The following is a 19,600-nucleotide window of genomic DNA, read 5'->3' on the forward strand; positions in this document are numbered from 1 at the left end:
CGAAGGCGGAGAATTAACAGCCAAGCCTGGGGCTTAAATAGAGAAGGACTAGAAAGAATAAGGGAGGAATTACTCCATGGATTCACGGGTGCTTAAGGTGCTTGAATTTAATAAAGTCAGAGAGCAGCTGCTTGAGCATGTTTCATCTTCGCTTGGACGGAGCAAAGCAGAAGTGCTCCTTCCTTCTGCCGATTACGAAGAAGTGGTGCGGCTGCAGGAGGAAACAGATGAAGCGGTTAAAGTGCTGCGGATAAAAGGCAATATTCCGCTTGGGGGCATATTTGATATCCGTCCCCATGTAAAAAGATCTGTGATCGGAGGCATGCTGAGCCCCCAGGAACTGGTGCAGATCGCCAGCACCGTCCATGCAAGCAGACAGCTGAAGCGTTTTGTGGATGATTTTTCAAACGAAGAATCTGAGCTGCCGATCCTGACTGAGTATATGGACAGGGTAATAGTGCTGGCTGAGCTTGAAGAGGCCATCCGCATGGCAATTGATGAAAACGGCGAAATGCTGGATAGTGCAAGCGATGCCCTCCGGTCCATCCGAACACAGCTCCGCACAAGGGAGTCACGTGTGCGTGAGCGTCTGGAGAGCATGATCCGCTCTTCCAATGCTGCGAAAATGCTGTCGGATGCCATTATCACCATCCGGAATGACCGTTTTGTCATCCCGGTCAAACAGGAATACCGCGGCCATTATGGGGGAATCATTCACGATCAGAGTTCTTCAGGGCAGACGCTGTTCATTGAACCTCAGGCAATTGTGCAGCTGAACAATGAGCTGCAGAGCATCAGGGTGAAGGAACAGCAGGAAATTGAGCGCATACTAGTTGAACTTTCCGGAAGGACGGCGGCCTATCAGCCGGAGCTTGATATTATCGTCGAGGTCCTGGCAGAAGTTGACTTTATGTTTGCAAAGGGAAGATACAGCAGGAGGCTAAAGGCCTCCAAGCCTGAAGTGAATAATGAACGAAGGATCAATCTATTCAAGGCAAGGCATCCGCTTTTGCCCATAGATGAAGCGGTGGCTAACGATATTTCCTTAGGCAAGGATTACACCACCATTGTGATTACAGGACCGAATACCGGAGGAAAGACTGTAACGCTTAAGACTGTGGGATTATGTACGCTGATGGCCCAGGCAGGCCTTCAGATTCCTGCTCTGGATGGATCAGAGGTGTCTGTATTTGGGGCTGTCTATGCTGACATCGGGGATGAGCAGTCTATTGAGCAAAGCTTGAGTACATTTTCTTCCCATATGGTCAATATTGTTGATATTTTAGCTAAGGCAGATTTTGAAAGCCTCGTTCTCTTCGATGAGCTTGGGGCTGGGACAGATCCGCAGGAAGGGGCAGCCCTTGCCATTTCCATCCTTGATGAGGTATACAAAAGGGGCAGCCGCGTTATTGCGACGACCCATTATCCTGAATTGAAGGCTTATGGCTATAACAGGGAAGGAGTTATCAATGCAAGTGTCGAATTCGATATTGAGACGCTCAGCCCTACTTATAAGCTTCTGATCGGGGTGCCGGGCCGGAGCAACGCCTTTGAAATCTCCAGGCGCCTTGGCCTCGACAATTCTGTCATCGAATCTGCACGCTCCCATGTGAGCGAGGACAGCAGCCAGATCGAGAACATGATCGCGTCTCTTGAGGACAGCAGGCGCCAGGCGGAAAAAGAACTGGAAGAAGCCCACGAGCTGCTTCGCGGTGCTGACATGCTCCATAAGGATATGCAGAAGCAGATGATGGAGTATTATGAGCAGAAGGATGAAATGCAGGAAAAGGCTGCTGCCAAAGCCGCTGACATCGTTGAGAAGGCGAAGGCGGAAGCAGAAGAGATTATCCGTGATCTCAGAAAGATGCGCATCGAAAAGCATGCTGAAGTGAAGGAGCATGAGCTGATCGACGCGCGGAAAAAGCTGGAGGATGCTGCACCGAAGGTCAGCAAAAGCAAAAAAGAAGCAAGAAAGTCTGACAAGCATGACTTTGCAGCCGGGGATGAAGTGAAGGTACTGACCTTTGGCCAAAAAGGGAATCTTCTGGAAAAGGCTTCAGATGATGAGTGGCAGGTCCAGATCGGCATCCTGAAAATGAAGGTAAAAGAACGGGACCTGGAATTTATCAAGAGTCCAAAACCGAAGGAAACCAAGGCGATGGCCATCGTAAAAGGCAGGGACTCCCATGTTGGCCTTGAGCTGGACCTGCGCGGCGAGCGGTATGAGGATGCACTGATCAGGGTCGAGAAATATATTGATGATGCGCTCTTATCTAATTATCCCCGCGTCTCGATCATTCATGGGAAAGGGACAGGGGCTCTGCGCCAGGGAGTGCAGGAATACTTGAAGAACCACAGGTCTGTAAAGCGGATCCGTTTCGGGGAAGCGGGTGAAGGCGGATCAGGCGTAACCGTGGTGGAGTTCAAATGATGGGGAGAGTCTGAATGAACGGTTTTTGGGAAAATGAGTATATCCAGACAGCGGCATATTACAGCGTCGTCATTTTGTGCATGATTGTGTTTCTGGCCATTTTTGAACTTGTCACTAAATATAAAAACTGGGAAGAAATCAAAAATGGCAATATTGCTGTAGCCATGGCAACAGGGGGAAAGATATTCGGGATTGCCAACATCTTCAGGCATTCCATTTCTCAGCATGATTCACTTTTCACTATGATCGGCTGGGGCGTCTTCGGTTTTTTCCTTTTGCTGACAGGCTATTTCATTTATGAATTCCTGACCCCGAAGTTCAGGATCGATGAAGAAATCGAAAATAATAACAAGGCGGTCGGATTCATATCCATGGTCATTTCAATCGGATTGTCATATGTCATCGGGGCAGGCATCTAACAGGGAGCGGGAGAGCTGTGGAAAAATTGGCGAAAATTCTTATGGTGCTTTGCGGACTATTTATAGTCATCGGAGCCGTGTATATATTATTCATCGCATAAAGTCAACGCCGCCGGCATATGGCGGCATAAACTGCAGATAAACCCGCAGAGACGGGCATGTCTGCAGTTTTTTTATTTTTCAAGAACCAAACAGCAGGTCCTTTGGCTTATACAGATTGTCATGATTATTTCCTTATACTATAATGAATGGGAACAGTTAGAATGTTCTAACAAATCATTTTTGAAGGAGGGAAAAAAATGACAGAAGAAAGGCCTTGGCTTCAAAGCTATCCGGAAGATATCCCCCCGACTTTGACATACACAGACGAACCGGTACAGCAGTATTTAAAAAGAGCAGCAGACGAGTTCCCATCCAAAAGCGCCATTCACTTTATGGGCAGGGAATTTACGTTTAAGGAGGTGTATGAGCAGGCACTCAAGCTTGCCTCCTATCTTCAGGGGCTGGGCATCGAAAAAGGGGACAGAGTGGCCATCATGCTTCCCAATACTCCGCAGTCAGTCATCAGCTACTATGGCATCCTGATAGCAGGCGGGGTGGTAGTCCAGACCAATCCGCTTTATATGGAAAGGGAAATAGAGTACCAGATGAAGGACTCCGGGGCAAAAGCGATCATAACCCTTGATATTCTGTTTCCGCGTGTTTCAAAGGCTGTCCCAAAAACAGGGATCGAACATGTAATTGTAACCGCTGTCAAAGATGCGCTCCCTTTCCCGAAGAACCTTGTCTACCCATATATCCAGAAAAAGCAATATGGCATTGTAGTCAATGTGAAGCATGAAGGAAATAACCATCTGCTGAAGGAAATATTGAAGCGTCCCATCGGCAGCCTGAAGGAGCATAGCTTTGACTATGAAGAAGATATCGCCCTTCTGCAATATACCGGCGGTACCACAGGATTTCCCAAAGGGGTCATGCTTACCCACAGGAATCTTGTCAGCAATGCTTCCATGTGCCAGGCCTGGCTCTACAAGTGCCGCCGCGGGGAAGAAATCGTTCTCGGCCTGCTGCCGTTCTTTCATGTGTACGGCATGACCACCGTGATGATCCTTTCCATCATGCAGGCATATAAAATGGTATTGCTTCCAAAATTTGATGCCGAGACAACGTTGAAAACCATCCAAAAGCAAAGGCCAACCCTTTTTCCGGGAGCGCCAACCATCTATATAGGGCTTCTTAACCATCCTGATCTTCAGAAATATGACCTGTCATCGATCGATTCCTGCATCAGCGGCTCAGCTCCCCTGCCGGTTGAAGTGCAGCAGCGTTTTGAGGAAGTGACAGGAGGAAAGCTTGTTGAAGGCTACGGGCTGACAGAATCCTCGCCGGTCACCCATTCAAATTATTTATGGGACCGTCCGCGTGTGAAAGGAAGCATCGGTGTCCCATGGCCTGATACAGATGCTGCAGTATTCTCAATGGAAAACGGCGAAAAGCTGCCTCCCGGGGAAGTTGGGGAAATAGCAGTAAAGGGCCCTCAGGTCATGAAAGGCTACTGGAACCGTCCGGAGGATACGGCCCAGACTCTAAGGGACGGCTGGCTCCTTACAGGTGATCTTGGTTATATGGACGAATCAGGCTATTTCTATGTCGTGGACCGCAAAAAAGATATGATCATTGCCGGAGGCTTCAATATTTACCCGCGTGAAATAGAAGAAGTCATCTATGAACATCCGGGAGTACAGGAAGTTGTGGCTGCAGGGATCCCTGACCCATACAGAGGGGAAACGGTCAAAGCCTATATAGTCATGAAAGAAGGGCATGAGGCAACCGAAGAAGAATTGAATGAGTTTGCCCGCAAGCACCTTGCTGCCTACAAGGTTCCAAGGATCTATGAATTCAGGAGGGAGCTCCCGAAAACAGCCGTCGGCAAAATACTCCGCCGGGCGCTTGTAGAAGAAGAGAAAAAGAAATTGGAAGAAGAACAGAAAAAGCAAGCCTGATCATTTTTAAAATAACGGATAATAGAGTAAAGTATAAACAAACAGATTCAGATCCTTCCTGAGGCCGGATCTCCATTCGGACTCTTTATTTTGAGGAATAGAGCTTGTCCGCCACAGCAGCGGCAAGAAAAATTATCATGATAAATTCTTGACAACTCTTACTTGTGATACTATTATGAAAATATGAATGATGATTCATTCATTTTAGCACAAAGGAACAATCTGCATGACAGCATTATCCCTTTCTTTGCGCTTTTTGATAAATTGAACGGGGGAAAAATGTTGAAGAAGAATAAACCTAAATATATGCAAATCATTGAAGCTGCTGTAGTGGTTATAGCAGAAAACGGCTATCACCAGGCCCAGGTTTCTAAAATTGCGAGACAGGCCGGGGTGGCTGACGGGACGATATACTTATATTTTAAGAATAAGGAAGATATCCTTATTTCACTCTTTGAAGAGAAAATGGGATCTTTTGTTGAAAAAATCGAACAGAATATTGCAGGAAATGACTCAGCCACAGAGAAATTATTAATGATGGTCGAAAATCATTTTAAGCTTTTATCTGAAGATCACCATCTGGCCATTGTCACCCAGCTTGAATTAAGGCAGTCCAATAAGGATTTGCGCTTAAAAATCAATGACGTGCTGAAAGGCTATTTGAAGGCGATCGATCAGATACTTGCGTCAGGAATTGAAACCGGGGAATTTTCACCCTCGCTTGATATCAGGCTGGCCAGACAGATGATTTTCGGCACAATAGACGAAACTGTAACGACCTGGGTCATGAACGACCAAAAGTACAGCCTGACTGATCTGGCCCCTGCTGTCCATAAGCTGCTTGTGCATGGCTGTTCAAAACGCTAGGGCAGGCAAAATCTGATATATGAGTAAACCGACGATTATAGGAGGGGAAATATGGAGTATTTAAACTGGTCGCATCAGGATATGGTTGCAGAGATTGCAATCAGCCGGCCTCCTGCAAACGCGCTTTCTTCCGGCCTGCTGAAAGAGCTTTCCGGTGTACTGGATGAAATTGAAGAAACAAACGAGGTCCGGGTGGTCCTCATTCATGGGGAAGGCCGCTTCTTCTCAGCCGGCGCTGACATTAAAGAATTTACAGAAGTAGAGTCCAGCGGCGACTTTTCTAAACTGGGCAAGTTCGGCCAGGACCTGTTCGAAAGGATGGAATCATTTCCAAAGCCGATCATCGCCGCCATTCACGGAGCTGCGCTCGGAGGGGGCCTTGAGCTTGCCATGGGCTGCCATTTCAGGCTTGTATCGGAAACAGCCAAGCTGGGCCTTCCTGAGCTTCAGCTGGGCCTTGTCCCGGGCTTTGCCGGCACACAGCGGCTCCCAAGGCTGGTAGGATCTGCGCGGGCAGCGGAAATGCTGTTCACAAGTGATCCGATCACAGGCATCCAGGCAGTCCAGTATGGCTTGGCTAACCATGCATACCCGGAAGAAGAGCTGCTGGAGAATGCGTTTAATATGGCAAAGAAAATTGCCAGGAAGAGCCCGATCGCACTGAAAGCTGCAATTGAGCTTCTCAATTATTCCAAGCATGCTGAGTTTTATAATGGGGTGGAAAAAGAAGCTGAACTCTTCGGAGAAGTATTCGCCTCTGAAGATGGGCAGGAAGGAATTTCAGCTTTCATTGAAAAAAGAGAGCCTGCTTTTAAAGGAAAATAAGTGCTGTAAAAGAGTTAATCCCTCAGCTTCATGGCTGGGGATTTACTCCGCCTTTAATTTTCCCAATCTTTTAAACTGATGTTTTTTTCAAAAATGTAAACGCACACAATTCTTCAATTCATCTAACCTATCAATTTGGGAGGGAACATAATGAATATTTATGTCTTATTGAAAAGAACCTTTGATACTGAGGAGAAAATTTCCATTTCAGGCGGCCAGATCAATGAAGATGGCGCAGAGTTCATCATTAATCCGTACGATGAGTATGCCGTCGAAGAAGCCATCCAGGTAAGGGATGAGCATGGAGGCGAAGTCACGGTCATTTCCGTAGGCACGGAGGAAGCTGAAAAGCAGCTCCGCACTGCACTTGCGATGGGAGCTGACAAGGCGGTCCTGATCAATACGGAAGATGATGTGGAAGCAGGCGACCAGTTCACAACTGCCAGGATTCTGTCCGAATACTTAAAGGACAAAGAAGCCGATTTGATCCTGGCAGGCAATGTGGCCATTGACGGCGGCTCTGGCCAGGTTGGCCCGCGTGTTGCAGAGCTGCTGGATATCCCTTATATCACTACTATCACAAAACTGGACATCAGCGGTACAACCGCTACAATTGTCCGGGATGTTGAAGGTGACTCTGAAGTGATTGAAACAAGCCTTCCACTTCTCGCTACAGCTCAGCAGGGCTTGAATGAACCAAGATACCCATCTCTCCCTGGAATCATGAAGGCGAAGAAAAAGCCGCTTGAAGAGCTTGAGCTGGATGATCTTGATCTTGAAGAAGATGATGTAGAGGCGAAAACAAAGACGATCGAAATATATCTTCCTCCGAAGAAGGAAGCCGGTAAAGTGCTGGAGGGCGACCTTGAAGACCAGGTTAAAGAGCTTGTCAGCCTTCTTCACACTGAAGCGAAAGTCATTTAATTCATTGATACAGAATAAATACTCAGGAGGTACACAAAATGGCTAGAAAAGTATTGGTATTGGGCGAAGTCAGGGACGGATCATTGCGTAATGTATCGTTCGAAGCGATTGCAGCTGCCAAAACTGCATCTGAAGGAGGAGAGGTTGTCGGCGTTCTGATCGGGGACTCAGTCAGTGCATTGGGAGCAGAGCTGATCCAGTACGGTGCAGACAGGGTTGTTACTGTGGAGGACGAGAAGCTGAAGCAATATAGTTCAGATGGCTATTCGCAGGCACTCCTGGCTGTCGTGGATTCAGAAAATCCGGAAGGAATCGTGTTCGGACATACGGCGCTAGGGAAAGACCTGTCGCCGCGGATCGCAGCAAAGCTTGAATCCGGCCTCATCTCTGATGCAGTCAGTGTCGAAGAAAGCGGCGGAAATATCGTATTCACTCGCCCTATTTATTCAGGCAAGGCTTTTGAAAAGAAGATCATCACAGACGGGCTGATTTTTGCAACGATCAGGCCAAACAATATCGCCCCGCTTGAAAAGGATGAGTCACGCACTGGCGATACAGCTTCACTTTCTGTAGAAATCAAAGACCTGCGCACAATCATTAAAGAAGTGGTAAGAAAAGCATCAGAAGGGGTGGACCTCTCTGAAGCGAAGGTAATCGTAGCAGGAGGACGGGGAGTCAAGAGTGAAGACGGCTTCGGGCCGTTGAAGGAGCTTGCGGATCTTCTGGGAGGAGCAGTAGGGGCTTCCCGCGGTGCCTGTGACGCAGAGTACTGTGATTATTCACTTCAGATCGGACAGACTGGTAAAGTCGTTACCCCGGATCTTTATATCGCATGCGGCATCTCCGGAGCCATCCAGCATTTAGCGGGGATGTCCAACTCAAAGGTGATTGTAGCCATCAATAAAGACCCTGAAGCAAATATCTTCAAAGTGGCAGACTACGGGATCGTCGGAGACTTGTTCGAAGTACTCCCGCTGCTTACAGAGGAATTCAGGAAAGTCGTTGTAAACGCATAACGAGGGGAGCGGCACAAGCCGCTCTTTCTCTTTTGGCCCCGGGTTATAATTAGGTCAAAATCATGAATATATCAGCGTTAAAAGGGTATATTACGGACGAAACAGATTATTAGCTTCGTCAGGGAAACGGTGATATACTGTCATTAGAATTCGAGCTGGCGGTTTTTGATTGGGCAGCCAGGCATAGATATGCTGCCCGGGAAAACTGTATTGTTCAATCTGAATCCAGACGGGACTTCCCGGCAAACTCTATACTTTTTAGGAGGCATATATTATGGCGATTACAAATGCAACTGATCAAACTTTTGCAACAGAAACTGGCTCAGGCCTGGTTCTTGCTGACTTCTGGGCACCTTGGTGCGGACCATGCAAGATGATTGCACCAGTGCTTGAAGAGCTTGACAGCGAAATGAGCGACAAAGTGAAAATCGTTAAGATCGATGTAGATGAAAACCAGGAAACAGCAGGCAAGTTCGGTGTCATGAGCATTCCTACACTGCTGGTACTTAAAGATGGCGAAGTCGTTGACAAAGTTGTCGGCTTCCAGCCAAAAGAAGCTCTTTCCGAACTTCTTTCAAAACACGCGTAAACATTGCAGATGGCCCCGGTTCTAAGAGCCGGGGTTTTGTTATGTACAATATTTGCCTTTTGTCTCCTGATGCCGGGTTAGAAGTTAACATAAAAAAAGAAGGTATTGACTCAGTCAAATGGAATTTTTAGAATAGTAATCTTGCCCTCCATTTCTATTTTGCTTTTTTCCTTTTGTTTTTTTTATTAAAATGGAAGGGCGGCATTTAAAAATTGTAACGCAAAGCGTGTATATAGATAGATTTTGCACCGGGGGTGAATATATGAACGAAAGAATCAAGAATAAGCTGATGCTGCTGCCGGACCAGCCTGGCTGCTACCTTATGAAGGACAGGCAGGATACCGTGATTTACGTTGGGAAGGCAAAGGTATTGAAGAACCGCGTCCGCTCCTACTTTACCGGTTCACATGACGGAAAAACGCTCCGCCTGGTTAATGAAATTGAGGATTTCGAATATATTGTCACATCATCAGATATGGAAGCCCTCATTCTTGAAATGAACCTGATTAAAAAGTATGATCCAAAATACAATGTCATGCTGAAGGACGACAAAAGCTACCCATTCATCAAGCTGACCGCAGAACGCCATCCAAGGCTGATCACAACCCGGAATGTCAAAAAAGACAAAGGGAAGTACTTTGGGCCATATCCGAATGTCCAGGCGGCTAATGAAACGAAGAAGCTGCTAGACCGGATTTATCCGCTGAGGAAGTGTTCAACCCTGCCTGACAGGGTATGCCTTTACTACCATATGGGCCAGTGTCTGGCACCATGCGTCAAGCCGGTCAGCGAAAAACAGTATAAAGATATTGTCGATGAGATTGCACGGTTTTTGAACGGCGGCTACAAAGACATCAAGAAAGAGCTTACCGTCAAAATGACGGCCGCGGCAGAGGAACTGGATTTTGAAAGGGCGAAGGAACTGAGGGACCAGATTGCCCATATTGAAGCGACAATGGAAAAACAGAAAATGACATCGACCGATTTTACTGACCGCGATGTGTTCGGCTTTGCCGTCGATAAAGGCTGGATGTGTGTTCAGGTCTTCTTTATCAGACAGGGGAAGCTGATTGAAAGAGATGTTTCGCTGTTCCCGGTATACGGGGAGCCGGAGGAAGAAATGCTCACCTTCATGGGCCAGTTCTATACAAAGGCAAACCATTTTAAACCGCGTGAAATTCTGGTGCCGGATACTGTGAATGAAGAAATGGCAGAAAAGCTGCTGGAAGTGAAGGTGCTCAAACCGCAGCGCGGCCAAAAGAAGGATCTGGTCAAGCTGGCAGGAAAAAACGCTAAGATCGCTCTTCAGGAGAAGTTCTCGCTCATAGAACGGGATGAGGAAAGGACAATCAAAGCGGTTGAAAATCTTGGCTTGCAGCTGGGCATATATACCCCGCACCGGATTGAAGCTTTTGATAACTCGAATATTCAGGGAACCGACCCGGTATCGGCCATGATTGTCTTCATCGACGGCAAGCCGGAGAAGCGGGAGTACAGGAAATATAAGATCAAAACAGTCAAGGGCCCGGATGACTATGAGTCCATGCGCGAGGCTGTCAGGAGACGGTATACCAGAGTGCTGAAGGAAGGGCTGCCCCTGCCTGATCTCCTTATTATCGATGGAGGGAAAGGCCATATTGAATCGGTCAGGGACGTGCTGGAAAACGAACTCGGACTGGATATCCCGATATCCGGCCTTGCCAAGGATGACAAGCACAAGACCTCCCAGCTGCTGTATGGGAACCCGCTGGAGATCATTCCGCTTGAGCGGAACAGCCAGGAGTTCTATCTTCTTCAGCGGATCCAGGATGAGGTCCACCGCTTTGCCATTACCTTCCACCGCCAGCTCCGGGGAAAAAGTGCCTTCCAATCATTATTGGATGATATTGCAGGCATTGGTGAAAAGAGGAAGAAACTGCTTCTTAAAACCTTCGGCTCCGTGAAAAAAATGAAGGAAGCCGGATTGGATGAATTCACGGCTATCGGTATTCCGGCGAATGTCGCCCAGGAGTTAAAGAATAAATTATCTGAGTAGAGCATTGATATAGCCAATCTGCTATGATATAATAAGTTCAACTTTATAGCAATATCACTTTATAGCATTAAAGTGAAGGTAGAGGTGCAAACTTCATCAGTAAAAGCTTGGAGAAAGATGAGTTTCTGTGAAAAGCTTTGAAAGGGAATGTTTGCCGAAGAAAAGGAAGTCTCATTTCTTTCTTTTCTGGTCCTGTATTGAATAAATACTGGATTGTCAAGACAGCGCCGTCTTGGAGAGCTATCTCACTGTGTGGGCATATTTTATATGTATTTTAAACACAGCAATGGGATGGTTATTCTCATTGCTTTTTTGTGTTCAAATAAGCAATGGATGACCTCTCTTTTAAACGTCAGGCGGCCGGGAACACGATATCCAGATGAAAGAAGGAGAAACGATGGGATTAATTGTCCAGAAATTCGGAGGGACTTCTGTTGGCAGCACAGAAAGAATAATGAATGCAGCAGAGCGCGCAATTGAAGAAAAAGAGAGAGGCAATGACGTAGTCGTTGTGGTATCCGCAATGGGGAAAACGACTGACCAGCTTGTCGGCCTGGCTAAGGAAATTTCCGCTTCGCCGAGCAAGCGTGAAATGGATATGCTCCTGACAACAGGGGAACAGGTGACAATCAGCCTCTTGAGCATGGCATTGAACGAGAAAGGCCATGAAAGCATCTCCTTCACTGGATGGCAGGCAGGGATTGAGACTGAGTCTGTGCATGGGAATGCAAGGATTGTACATATAGATCCGCAGAAAATCCAAAATCAGCTTAATCAAGGAAGAATCGTCGTTGTTGCCGGCTTCCAGGGAGTAACAGAAGATGGGAGCATCTCTACTCTTGGACGCGGGGGCTCGGATACGACTGCAGTGGCGCTGGCAGCAGCACTCAAAGCGGATAAGTGCGATATTTATACAGATGTGACAGGCGTTTATACGACTGACCCGCGCTACGTAAAAGGAGCAAGGAAGCTGCAGTCAGTATCATATGACGAAATGCTTGAGCTTGCAAATCTTGGCGCAGGTGTGCTTCATCCAAGGGCAGTGGAATTTGCCAAGAACTATGAAGTGCCGCTTGAAGTCAGATCAAGCATTGAGAGGGAAAGAGGAACGATCATTGAGGAGGAGCCGACAATGGAAGAAAATTTAGTTGTACGGGGAGTAGCATTTGAAAATGCAATCACCAAGGTAGCGATTCTTGGGCTGGAGGACAGCCTGAAGGGCCTGTCCACTGTCTTCACGACACTTGCTGCCCATCACATCAATGTGGATATCATTATTCAGAGCGTTGCTGAAGGGCAAACAGGAAGCCTGTCTTTTTCTATTAAAAATGATGATTTGGAAGATACACTTAAGGTTCTGGAGAACAATCGGGATACACTTAAATATGACCGGATTGAATCAGAATCAGGACTTGCAAAAGTTTCTATCGTCGGTTCGGGAATGGTATCGAATCCTGGCGTGGCAGCAGAGATGTTTGAAGTGCTTTCTTCAAATGGGATTCAGGTCAAGATGGTCAGCACTTCTGAGATCAAGGTGTCGACGGTCATCAGTGACAGCTCTATGGTCAAAGCCGTGGAAGCCCTCCACGAAGCATTTGAACTGTCAGGCACGCCTGCCAGAAGCCTTTAAATCAAAAAGATGGCAGATGCGCCTGGCTGGTGCATCCGGGAAGGATCTCCTCCCGGATGCGCGCGGCGCTTCGTGCCATCCCTTTCTTTTACGCTGTTTCGCCTGTATTAAGCACGGGCTTATAGTACTGAGCTTATCTGTTATAGCGGGCTGATGCGGTCTTTTTTATCCCATTTTACTGTGAAAAGGACAAGGCCGCCCCTTTTTTTTGGGTGCTCAAAGGCTTCTGAGAGCAGTTCCTTTTGAAATTCCAGCTGCTGTGCAAGAAAACCGGCTTCGAGCTGGAAGGTGCAATCAGGATTTTCCTTAAAGCGCCTGGCGAACAATGGGCTCGAAAGCTGGAGCTCCATTTCGTTCCTTTTTTCTTCTTTTACAGCAAGGGTTCCCCAGCCGGCATTTTCAAAAAACTCAATGACTGCTTCCATCGATTCAAGCGGGTATTTCCTGGCCAGCCTTTTCCCGGCCCAATAAAGTATTTCGGCTGCATCCTTGCCGAGCATATCGGAAAGAATCTCTTCCCGGATCAATTCATAGCCGAAAGCAGGGACGGTTTCCGGCCCGTGCTCAGCCTTTGTTTCTGCAGATGTCATAATGCTCAATCGTCTCCCCTCTTTCTATGATTCTATTATATACAATCCAGATTAAAATAAAGCACAGATTCAAGAAAAAACAGCTTCAGTCCTATAAGAAAAAAATGCTATTTCAATATATTCTCCTATACATAAGGAATCATAGCCAGATAGGAGATTTTCGTTCTTTATATAATATCAATATATTTTAAAAATTTTATTTTTATAATATATTTTATGTATCCGTTTTCTTGACGCTCTATTCCGATGGGAGTAAAATGGACATGTCACTTAATTGTAAGAAAATGAATAATTAACATTTTCTCGATGGTGGAAAGGCCCTATTTTCCAGAAATAATATTTTCATAGAAAAAGCCTTTGCATCATTTCTTCAAAATTCAGGGGGGGTAAATCAATGGCAGGTAATCGGGAGTTTTTCAATCGCAGACTGCATTCATTACTTGGGGTCATTCCAGTTGGGCTGTTTCTTGTTCAGCACCTTGTAGTGAACCATTTTGCAACAGGAGGAGAAGAATCGTTTAACAAGGCAGCACACTTTATGGAACAGCTTCCATTCAGATATGTCTTAGAAACTGTAGTTATCTTCCTGCCTTTGCTGTTTCACGCAATCTATGGCCTTTATATTGCTTTTACTGCTAAGAATAATGCTAGCAGATTCGGATTTTTCCGCAACTGGATGTTCCTTCTCCAGCGCGTTTCCGGTGTAGTGACGCTTATTTTCATTACCTGGCACGTGTGGGAGACAAGAGTTGCTGCCGCTTTCGGTGCAGATGTTAACTTCCAGATGATGGAGAATATTTTGTCGAATCCGTTTATGTTCTGGTTCTACATTGTCGGCGTTATTTCTACAATATTCCACTTTGCAAACGGTTTGTGGTCTTTCGCAGTAAGCTGGGGTATCACCGTTACACCTCGCTCACAGCTGATTTCCACTTATGTAACAATCGCAATTTTCATCGCCCTTTCCATTGTTGGAATCCGCGCAATCACGGCATTTGTTTAATAGATCCAGAGTTTTTGCACCGCGGGCCCAAATGTTTATGTGCTTAAAAATAATGTAATTTTCAGCATAGCGCACGGGAAAATGCGCTTAGGCTTAGTTTGAAATAGAGCTGTACTAGTATTGAGGGAGTGAGCCATGATGAGTAAAGGAAAAGTAATCGTTGTCGGCGGCGGACTGGCCGGCTTGATGGCAACAATTAAAGTAGCAGAATCAGGGACTCCGGTTGAATTGTTTTCTCTTGTCCCGGTTAAACGTTCTCACTCTGTTTGTGCCCAGGGCGGTATTAATGGAGCGGTCAACACAAAGGGTGAAGGAGATTCACCTTGGGAGCATTTCGATGATACGGTTTACGGGGGAGATTTCCTTGCCAATCAGCCGCCTGTAAAGGCCATGACTGAAGCAGCGCCGGGGATCATCCATCTATTGGACCGCATGGGCGTCATGTTCAACCGTACACCGGAAGGACTGCTGGACTTCAGGCGCTTCGGCGGAACCCAGCATCACCGTACAGCATTTGCGGGCGCCACAACCGGCCAGCAGCTTTTGTACGCATTGGATGAGCAGGTGCGCCGCCACGAGGTTGCAGGCCTTGTTACAAAATACGAAGGCTGGGAGTTCCTCGGCTCTGTAGTCGATGATGAAGGTATTTGCCGCGGGGTAATTGCTCAAAATCTCACATCCATGGAGATTAAGTCCTTCTCAGGGGATGCCGTGATCATGGCAACCGGAGGCCCGGGAATCATCTTCGGTAAATCAACCAACTCTGTCATCAACACAGGGTCTGCTGCATCGATCGTATATCAGCAGGGAGCTTATTATGCAAACGGTGAATTTATCCAGATCCACCCGACTGCCATCCCGGGGGATGACAAGCTGCGCCTGATGAGCGAATCGGCGCGCGGTGAGGGCGGCCGTGTATGGACCTATAAGGACGGAAAGCCATGGTACTTCCTGGAGGAGAAATATCCTGCCTACGGAAACCTGGTGCCTCGTGATATCGCAACACGGGAAATCTTCGATGTCTGCGTGAATCAGAAGCTTGGCATAAATGGCGAGAACATGGTTTATCTTGACCTATCCCATAAAGATCCTAAAGAGCTTGACATCAAGCTTGGCGGAATCATTGAAATCTATGAAAAGTTCATGGGTGATGACCCTCGCAAGGTCCCTATGAAAATATTCCCTGCCGTACACTATTCAATGGGCGGACTGTGGGTAGATTATGATCAGATGACAAATATTCCAGGCTTATTTGCGGCAGGGGAATGCGATTATTCCCAGCATGGTGCAAACCGCCTCGGCGCCAACTCCCTTCTGTCTGCCATCTACGGCGGTATGGTTGCAGGTCCGAAAGCGCTCGAATATATCGCTGGCCTTGAAAAGAGTGCAGAAGATGTTTCTTCTTCCGTTTTCGACAGGTTTGTCAAACAGGAAGAAGAAAAATGGAGCAGCATCATGTCCCTTGATGGAACAGAGAATGCATATGTTCTCCATAAAGAGCTGGGCGAATGGATGACAGATAATGTAACGGTTGTCCGCCATAATGATAAGCTATTGAAAACAGATGAGAAAATCGTAGAATTGCTTGAACGCTATAAAAATATCAATATCAATGACACAGCAAAATGGAGCAACCAGGGAGCTGTCTTCACACGCCAGCTTCAAAACATGCTGCAGCTTGCCAGGGTCATCACCATTGGTGCCTATAACCGGAATGAAAGCCGCGGGGCGCACTATAAACCGGAATTCCCTGACCGTAATGATGATGAGTTCCTGAAAACGACTATGGCTAAATTCGCAGGTCCTGACTCAGCTCCTCAATTCCATTATGAGGAAGTAGATACAGGCCTGATCAAGCCTCGTAAACGTGATTACACTAAGAAGAAAGGGGGAAAATAAACGATGTCTGAAAACAAAACAGTTACATTTCAAATCACCCGGCAGGACTCGCCTGATTCAGCCCCTTATCAAGAAGAGTTCAAACTGGCTTACCGCCCGAATATGAATGTTATCTCAGCGCTGATGGAAATCCGCCGCAATCCGGTAAATTCCAAAGGGGAGAGCACGACGCCGATCGCATGGGACATGAACTGTCTTGAAGAAGTATGCGGCGCCTGCTCAATGATCATTAACGGCAAGCCGCGCCAATCCTGTACAGCACTTGTCGATAAGCTGGAGCAGCCTATCAGGCTTGAGCCGATGCGTACATTCCCTGTCGTCCGTGACCTTCAGGTAGACAGAAGCCGCATGTTCGACTCCCTGAAGAAGGTGAAAGCATGGATCCCGATCGACGGGACATACGACCTGGGACCTGGACCGCGCATGCCTGAGAAGAAGCGCCAATGGGCATATGAGCTGTCCAAGTGCATGACTTGCGGCGTCTGCCTTGAGGCCTGCCCGAATGTAAACAGCAAAGCCGATTTCATCGGCCCAGCCCCATTATCTCAGGTACGCTTGTTCAACGCCCATCCGACTGGTGAAATGAATAAATCCGAACGCCTGGAGCAGATCATGGGCGATGGCGGACTGGCCAACTGCGGAAATTCCCAGAACTGCGTTCAGTCCTGCCCGAAAGGAATCCCTTTGACAACTTCAATCGCAGCATTGAACCGGGATACAACGATCCAGTCATTCAGAAGCTTCTTCGGAAGCGATCAGGCTTAATAGAACAGACCCCCTTTCACGCTGAAAGGGGGTTTTTATTCATTTAATGTTTTCAAACGGAGCGAAAGAAATTATAATGATATAAAACGACTGAATGTTCATTCATTATTGGAGGCAGCGTCATGAGTAAAATGAATTATGTTGATGACTTTGCGGCTTGGGAGGAAAGCTTTGAGTTTTCCCACCCTGTCAAGGTCCGTTTTTCAGAAACAGATATGTTTGGCCATTTGAATAACACAATTCCCTTTACGTATTTTGAGGAAGCAAGAATAGAATTCTTCAAGAGCATCGGCTTTATGCAGGAATGGGTGAGGCCTGATAACGAAACGATTCCTGTTGTAGCCGATCTGCAGTGCGATTTCCTCAAGCAGGTATTTTTCGATGAAAGCCTGAGCATCCATGTAAAAGCAGAAAGCATCGGGCGGTCTTCAGCAGATCTTCATTATATGGCAAAAAGGAAAGATGGAGCAGTCTGCTTTGCGGGCAGGGGGACAATCGTGCAAATATCCAGGAAAACGGGAAAAGGCGTACCCTGGACAGAGGAAATGAGAAATCTTCTTTCAGCCGGAAAGACCATCAACGCTTGAGCCCTGGCGCAGGTTCATTCACACCTGCTCCTATGGCTGCATATAATTGGGGGAGCAGGTGTATGGAGCATGAATCCTAAATCATGTGGCTGTATGGCGCGGACCTCCAACTAAACAAGATAATAGCCCTTTTGGAAAAAATAATCTTTCCTTCCAGGAATTGCAGTCACTCCGCCAGTACAGATTACATATGATATGGTGACTAAATATATACCCATCCCGCGGTTCATAGCTGGCGAAGGCAAGGAGGGTTACAATACTTGAAGGAGAACGAATATACTCACAAGCCGTTACTCACCAAACGTGAAAGAGAAGTATTCGAGCTATTAGTTCAAGACAAGACAACGAAAGAAATCGCTGGTGAACTATTTATTAGCGAAAAAACGGTTCGCAACCATATTTCAAATGCTATGCAAAAGCTTGGCGTTAAGGGGCGTTCTCAAGCCGTTGTAGAGCTCCTTCGAATGGGAGAGCTAGAACTTTGATTATGGCCGGCAATCTTGGATAAGGTTGCCGGTTATTATATTGCAGAGGAGATATTTGCAGGGCAGAGAGTGCCGGCAGGATGTTCAGACTGCTGAATTGACGCATTTTCTTGCATTGCCTGGATTTCCATCTTGAAAATTGGATGAAAAAAGTAGACAATAAAGCAAAGAGCTGCAATCTTTCCGCCTGCATATAGACTGGAATTGCTTAAATGGGAGTTGTATGGGATGACACATGGAAATAATAAAGACATAAAAGAAACGATTGATATTGTTGCAGATATCGAGAAAGACCTTCGCTACATATCCGGCATCATTAAGCAAAAAGGCCGGGAAATCTTAAGCAATTATACAATTACGCCCCCACAGTTTGTTGCCCTGCAGTGGCTGCATGAGGAAGGGGACATGACAATCGGCGAGCTTTCTAATAAAATGTATTTAGCCTTCAGTACAACGACAGACCTTGTGGACAGAATGGAAAAGAATGAGCTCGTCCAGAGGGTGAAGGACCCGAATGACAGACGGGTCGTCCGCATCCATCTGCTGCCGGAGGGAGAGCGGATCATCGAAGAGGTTATCGTCAAGAGGCAGATTTACTTGCGCGAGGTTCTCAAGAATTTCTCCAAGGACGAAGTAACCGTACTGAAGAACAACTTAACGCAATTACACCAAGATATGCGCGAAAAATGAGGCGGTATGTTTGAAACAACCAATTGGGATCATAGATTCAGGAGTCGGCGGCCTGACAGTGGCAAAAGAAGTCATGAGGCAGCTGCCAAATGAGAATATCGTTTATTTGGGGGATACTGCCCGGTGCCCCTACGGGCCGAGGACGGCTGAAGAAGTAAGGCGGTTTACATGGCAGATGACTGAGTTTTTATTGACTCAGGATATCAAAATGCTTGTGATAGCCTGCAACACGGCAACTGCGGTCGTGCTTGAGGAAATACAGGAAAAGCTCCCTATCCCTGTTCTTGGGGTCATTTATCCCGGGGCAAGGGCGGCTTTAAAGGTATCCAAAAGCAATAAGATCGGAATCATCGGCACGGTTGGTACGGTCAACAGCAAAGCTTATGAAAAGGCCCTTAAGCAAATCAACCGGAAGGTATGTGTGAAACCTTTGGCCTGCCCGAAATTTGTCCCGCTTGTGGAAAGCGGGGAATACGGGAGTGCGGTAGCCAAGAAAATTGTTGCTGAAACCTTGAAGCCTTTAAGGAACAAAGATCTTGATACACTGATCCTTGGGTGCACGCACTATCCGCTGCTTGAACCCTTGATAAAAAATGTCATGGGTCCGGGTGTGAAAGTAATCAGCTCAGGTGAAGAAACCGCAAGGGAAGTCAGCACCATACTCGACTACAGAGGTTTGCTCAATCAAAGTGCGGACGAGCCTGTCCATAAATATTTTGCAACAGGATCCATAAGCATTTTTACGAAGATTGCGGGCCAATGGCTGCAAAGGCCCATTGACCATATTGAAAAAATAAAGCTGGAAGCATAGCCTCCTTTTTGGGGGCTTTTGCTGTTCATAT

The 19,600-nt window shown here is 46.9% G+C and carries 18 protein-coding genes and 1 riboswitch; of the genes, 17 read left to right on the forward strand and 1 reads right to left on the reverse strand.

Features of this window, described 5'->3' with window-relative positions; translation table 11 throughout:
- Nucleotides 1-76: 76 nt before the first annotated feature.
- The 10 genes from LCM00_RS05095 to LCM00_RS05140 all read left to right on the forward strand — a co-directional run bounded on the left by LCM00_RS05095 (nt 77) and on the right by LCM00_RS05140 (nt 12,739).
- Complete coding sequence (locus tag LCM00_RS05095; protein ID WP_224898532.1) at nt 77-2,431, forward strand: endonuclease MutS2; 2,355 nt, start codon at nt 77-79, stop codon at nt 2,429-2,431.
- Between the two features lie 14 nt (nt 2,432-2,445).
- Entirely contained in the window at nt 2,446-2,850 is a 405-nt protein-coding gene (locus LCM00_RS05100; RefSeq protein ID WP_224898534.1) for a DUF350 domain-containing protein, read from the forward strand.
- A 299-nt stretch (nt 2,851-3,149) separates the two neighbouring features.
- Nucleotides 3,150-4,853 carry a long-chain-fatty-acid--CoA ligase gene (locus LCM00_RS05105; protein WP_224898536.1) on the forward strand — a complete coding sequence of 568 codons (1,704 nt, stop codon included), beginning with the start codon at nt 3,150-3,152 and terminating at the stop codon, nt 4,851-4,853.
- 282 nt (nt 4,854-5,135) lie between these two features.
- Entirely contained in the window at nt 5,136-5,720 is a 585-nt protein-coding gene (locus tag LCM00_RS05110) for a TetR/AcrR family transcriptional regulator (protein ID WP_224898538.1), read from the forward strand.
- A gap of 51 nt (nt 5,721-5,771) precedes the next feature.
- Nucleotides 5,772-6,545 (forward strand): enoyl-CoA hydratase, encoded by a 774-nt coding sequence (locus LCM00_RS05115; protein WP_224898540.1) that lies wholly within the window; start codon nt 5,772-5,774, stop codon nt 6,543-6,545.
- 150 nt (nt 6,546-6,695) lie between these two features.
- Nucleotides 6,696-7,469: an electron transfer flavoprotein subunit beta/FixA family protein gene (locus LCM00_RS05120; RefSeq protein WP_224898542.1), complete on the forward strand. Its 774-nt coding sequence runs from the start codon at nt 6,696-6,698 to the stop codon at nt 7,467-7,469.
- A 38-nt stretch (nt 7,470-7,507) separates the two neighbouring features.
- Nucleotides 7,508-8,485 (forward strand): electron transfer flavoprotein subunit alpha/FixB family protein, encoded by a 978-nt coding sequence (locus LCM00_RS05125; RefSeq protein ID WP_224898544.1) that lies wholly within the window; start codon nt 7,508-7,510, stop codon nt 8,483-8,485.
- A 274-nt stretch (nt 8,486-8,759) separates the two neighbouring features.
- Complete coding sequence (trxA, locus tag LCM00_RS05130) at nt 8,760-9,074, forward strand: thioredoxin (RefSeq protein WP_009796020.1); 315 nt, start codon at nt 8,760-8,762, stop codon at nt 9,072-9,074.
- Between the two features lie 262 nt (nt 9,075-9,336).
- Nucleotides 9,337-11,109 (forward strand): excinuclease ABC subunit UvrC, encoded by a 1,773-nt coding sequence (gene uvrC / locus LCM00_RS05135; protein WP_224898546.1) that lies wholly within the window; start codon nt 9,337-9,339, stop codon nt 11,107-11,109.
- A gap of 71 nt (nt 11,110-11,180) precedes the next feature.
- A riboswitch (Lysine riboswitch) is annotated at nt 11,181-11,360 on the forward strand.
- Nucleotides 11,361-11,506: 146 nt separating this feature from the next.
- Entirely contained in the window at nt 11,507-12,739 is a 1,233-nt protein-coding gene (locus tag LCM00_RS05140) for an aspartate kinase (RefSeq protein WP_224898549.1), read from the forward strand.
- A gap of 140 nt (nt 12,740-12,879) precedes the next feature.
- Here the strand turns inward: LCM00_RS05140 and LCM00_RS05145 are convergent, their stop codons facing one another.
- Nucleotides 12,880-13,329 (reverse strand): YslB family protein, encoded by a 450-nt coding sequence (locus LCM00_RS05145; protein WP_224899308.1) that lies wholly within the window; start codon nt 13,327-13,329, stop codon nt 12,880-12,882.
- Nucleotides 13,330-13,723: 394 nt separating this feature from the next.
- On the opposite strand from LCM00_RS05145, the gene LCM00_RS05150 reads away from it, so the two are divergent.
- The 7 genes from LCM00_RS05150 (at nt 13,724) to racE (ending at nt 19,569) form a co-directional block, all read left to right on the forward strand.
- Nucleotides 13,724-14,332, forward strand: coding sequence for a succinate dehydrogenase cytochrome b558 subunit (locus LCM00_RS05150; RefSeq protein WP_257991991.1), 609 nt, complete (start codon nt 13,724-13,726; stop codon nt 14,330-14,332).
- A 138-nt stretch (nt 14,333-14,470) separates the two neighbouring features.
- Entirely contained in the window at nt 14,471-16,231 is a 1,761-nt protein-coding gene (gene sdhA / locus LCM00_RS05155; RefSeq protein WP_224898551.1) for a succinate dehydrogenase flavoprotein subunit, read from the forward strand.
- Between the two features lie 3 nt (nt 16,232-16,234).
- Nucleotides 16,235-16,996 carry a succinate dehydrogenase iron-sulfur subunit gene (sdhB, locus tag LCM00_RS05160; RefSeq protein ID WP_009796030.1) on the forward strand — a complete coding sequence of 254 codons (762 nt, stop codon included), beginning with the start codon at nt 16,235-16,237 and terminating at the stop codon, nt 16,994-16,996.
- Nucleotides 16,997-17,118: 122 nt separating this feature from the next.
- Nucleotides 17,119-17,583: an acyl-CoA thioesterase gene (locus LCM00_RS05165; protein WP_224898553.1), complete on the forward strand. Its 465-nt coding sequence runs from the start codon at nt 17,119-17,121 to the stop codon at nt 17,581-17,583.
- Between the two features lie 260 nt (nt 17,584-17,843).
- Nucleotides 17,844-18,068, forward strand: a complete 225-nt coding sequence (gene gerE / locus LCM00_RS05170) for a spore germination transcription factor GerE (protein WP_009796032.1) — start codon at nt 17,844-17,846, stop codon at nt 18,066-18,068.
- A gap of 228 nt (nt 18,069-18,296) precedes the next feature.
- Nucleotides 18,297-18,758, forward strand: coding sequence for a MarR family winged helix-turn-helix transcriptional regulator (locus tag LCM00_RS05175; RefSeq protein WP_022544251.1), 462 nt, complete (start codon nt 18,297-18,299; stop codon nt 18,756-18,758).
- A gap of 10 nt (nt 18,759-18,768) precedes the next feature.
- Nucleotides 18,769-19,569 carry a glutamate racemase gene (gene racE / locus LCM00_RS05180; RefSeq protein WP_224898555.1) on the forward strand — a complete coding sequence of 267 codons (801 nt, stop codon included), beginning with the start codon at nt 18,769-18,771 and terminating at the stop codon, nt 19,567-19,569.
- The last annotated feature ends 31 nt before the right edge of the window (nt 19,570-19,600 follow it).

The sequence above is a fragment of the Bacillus infantis genome (assembly GCF_020171945.1).
In the GTDB taxonomy this organism is placed as follows: domain Bacteria; phylum Bacillota; class Bacilli; order Bacillales; family Cytobacillaceae; genus Bacillus_AB; species Bacillus_AB infantis_A.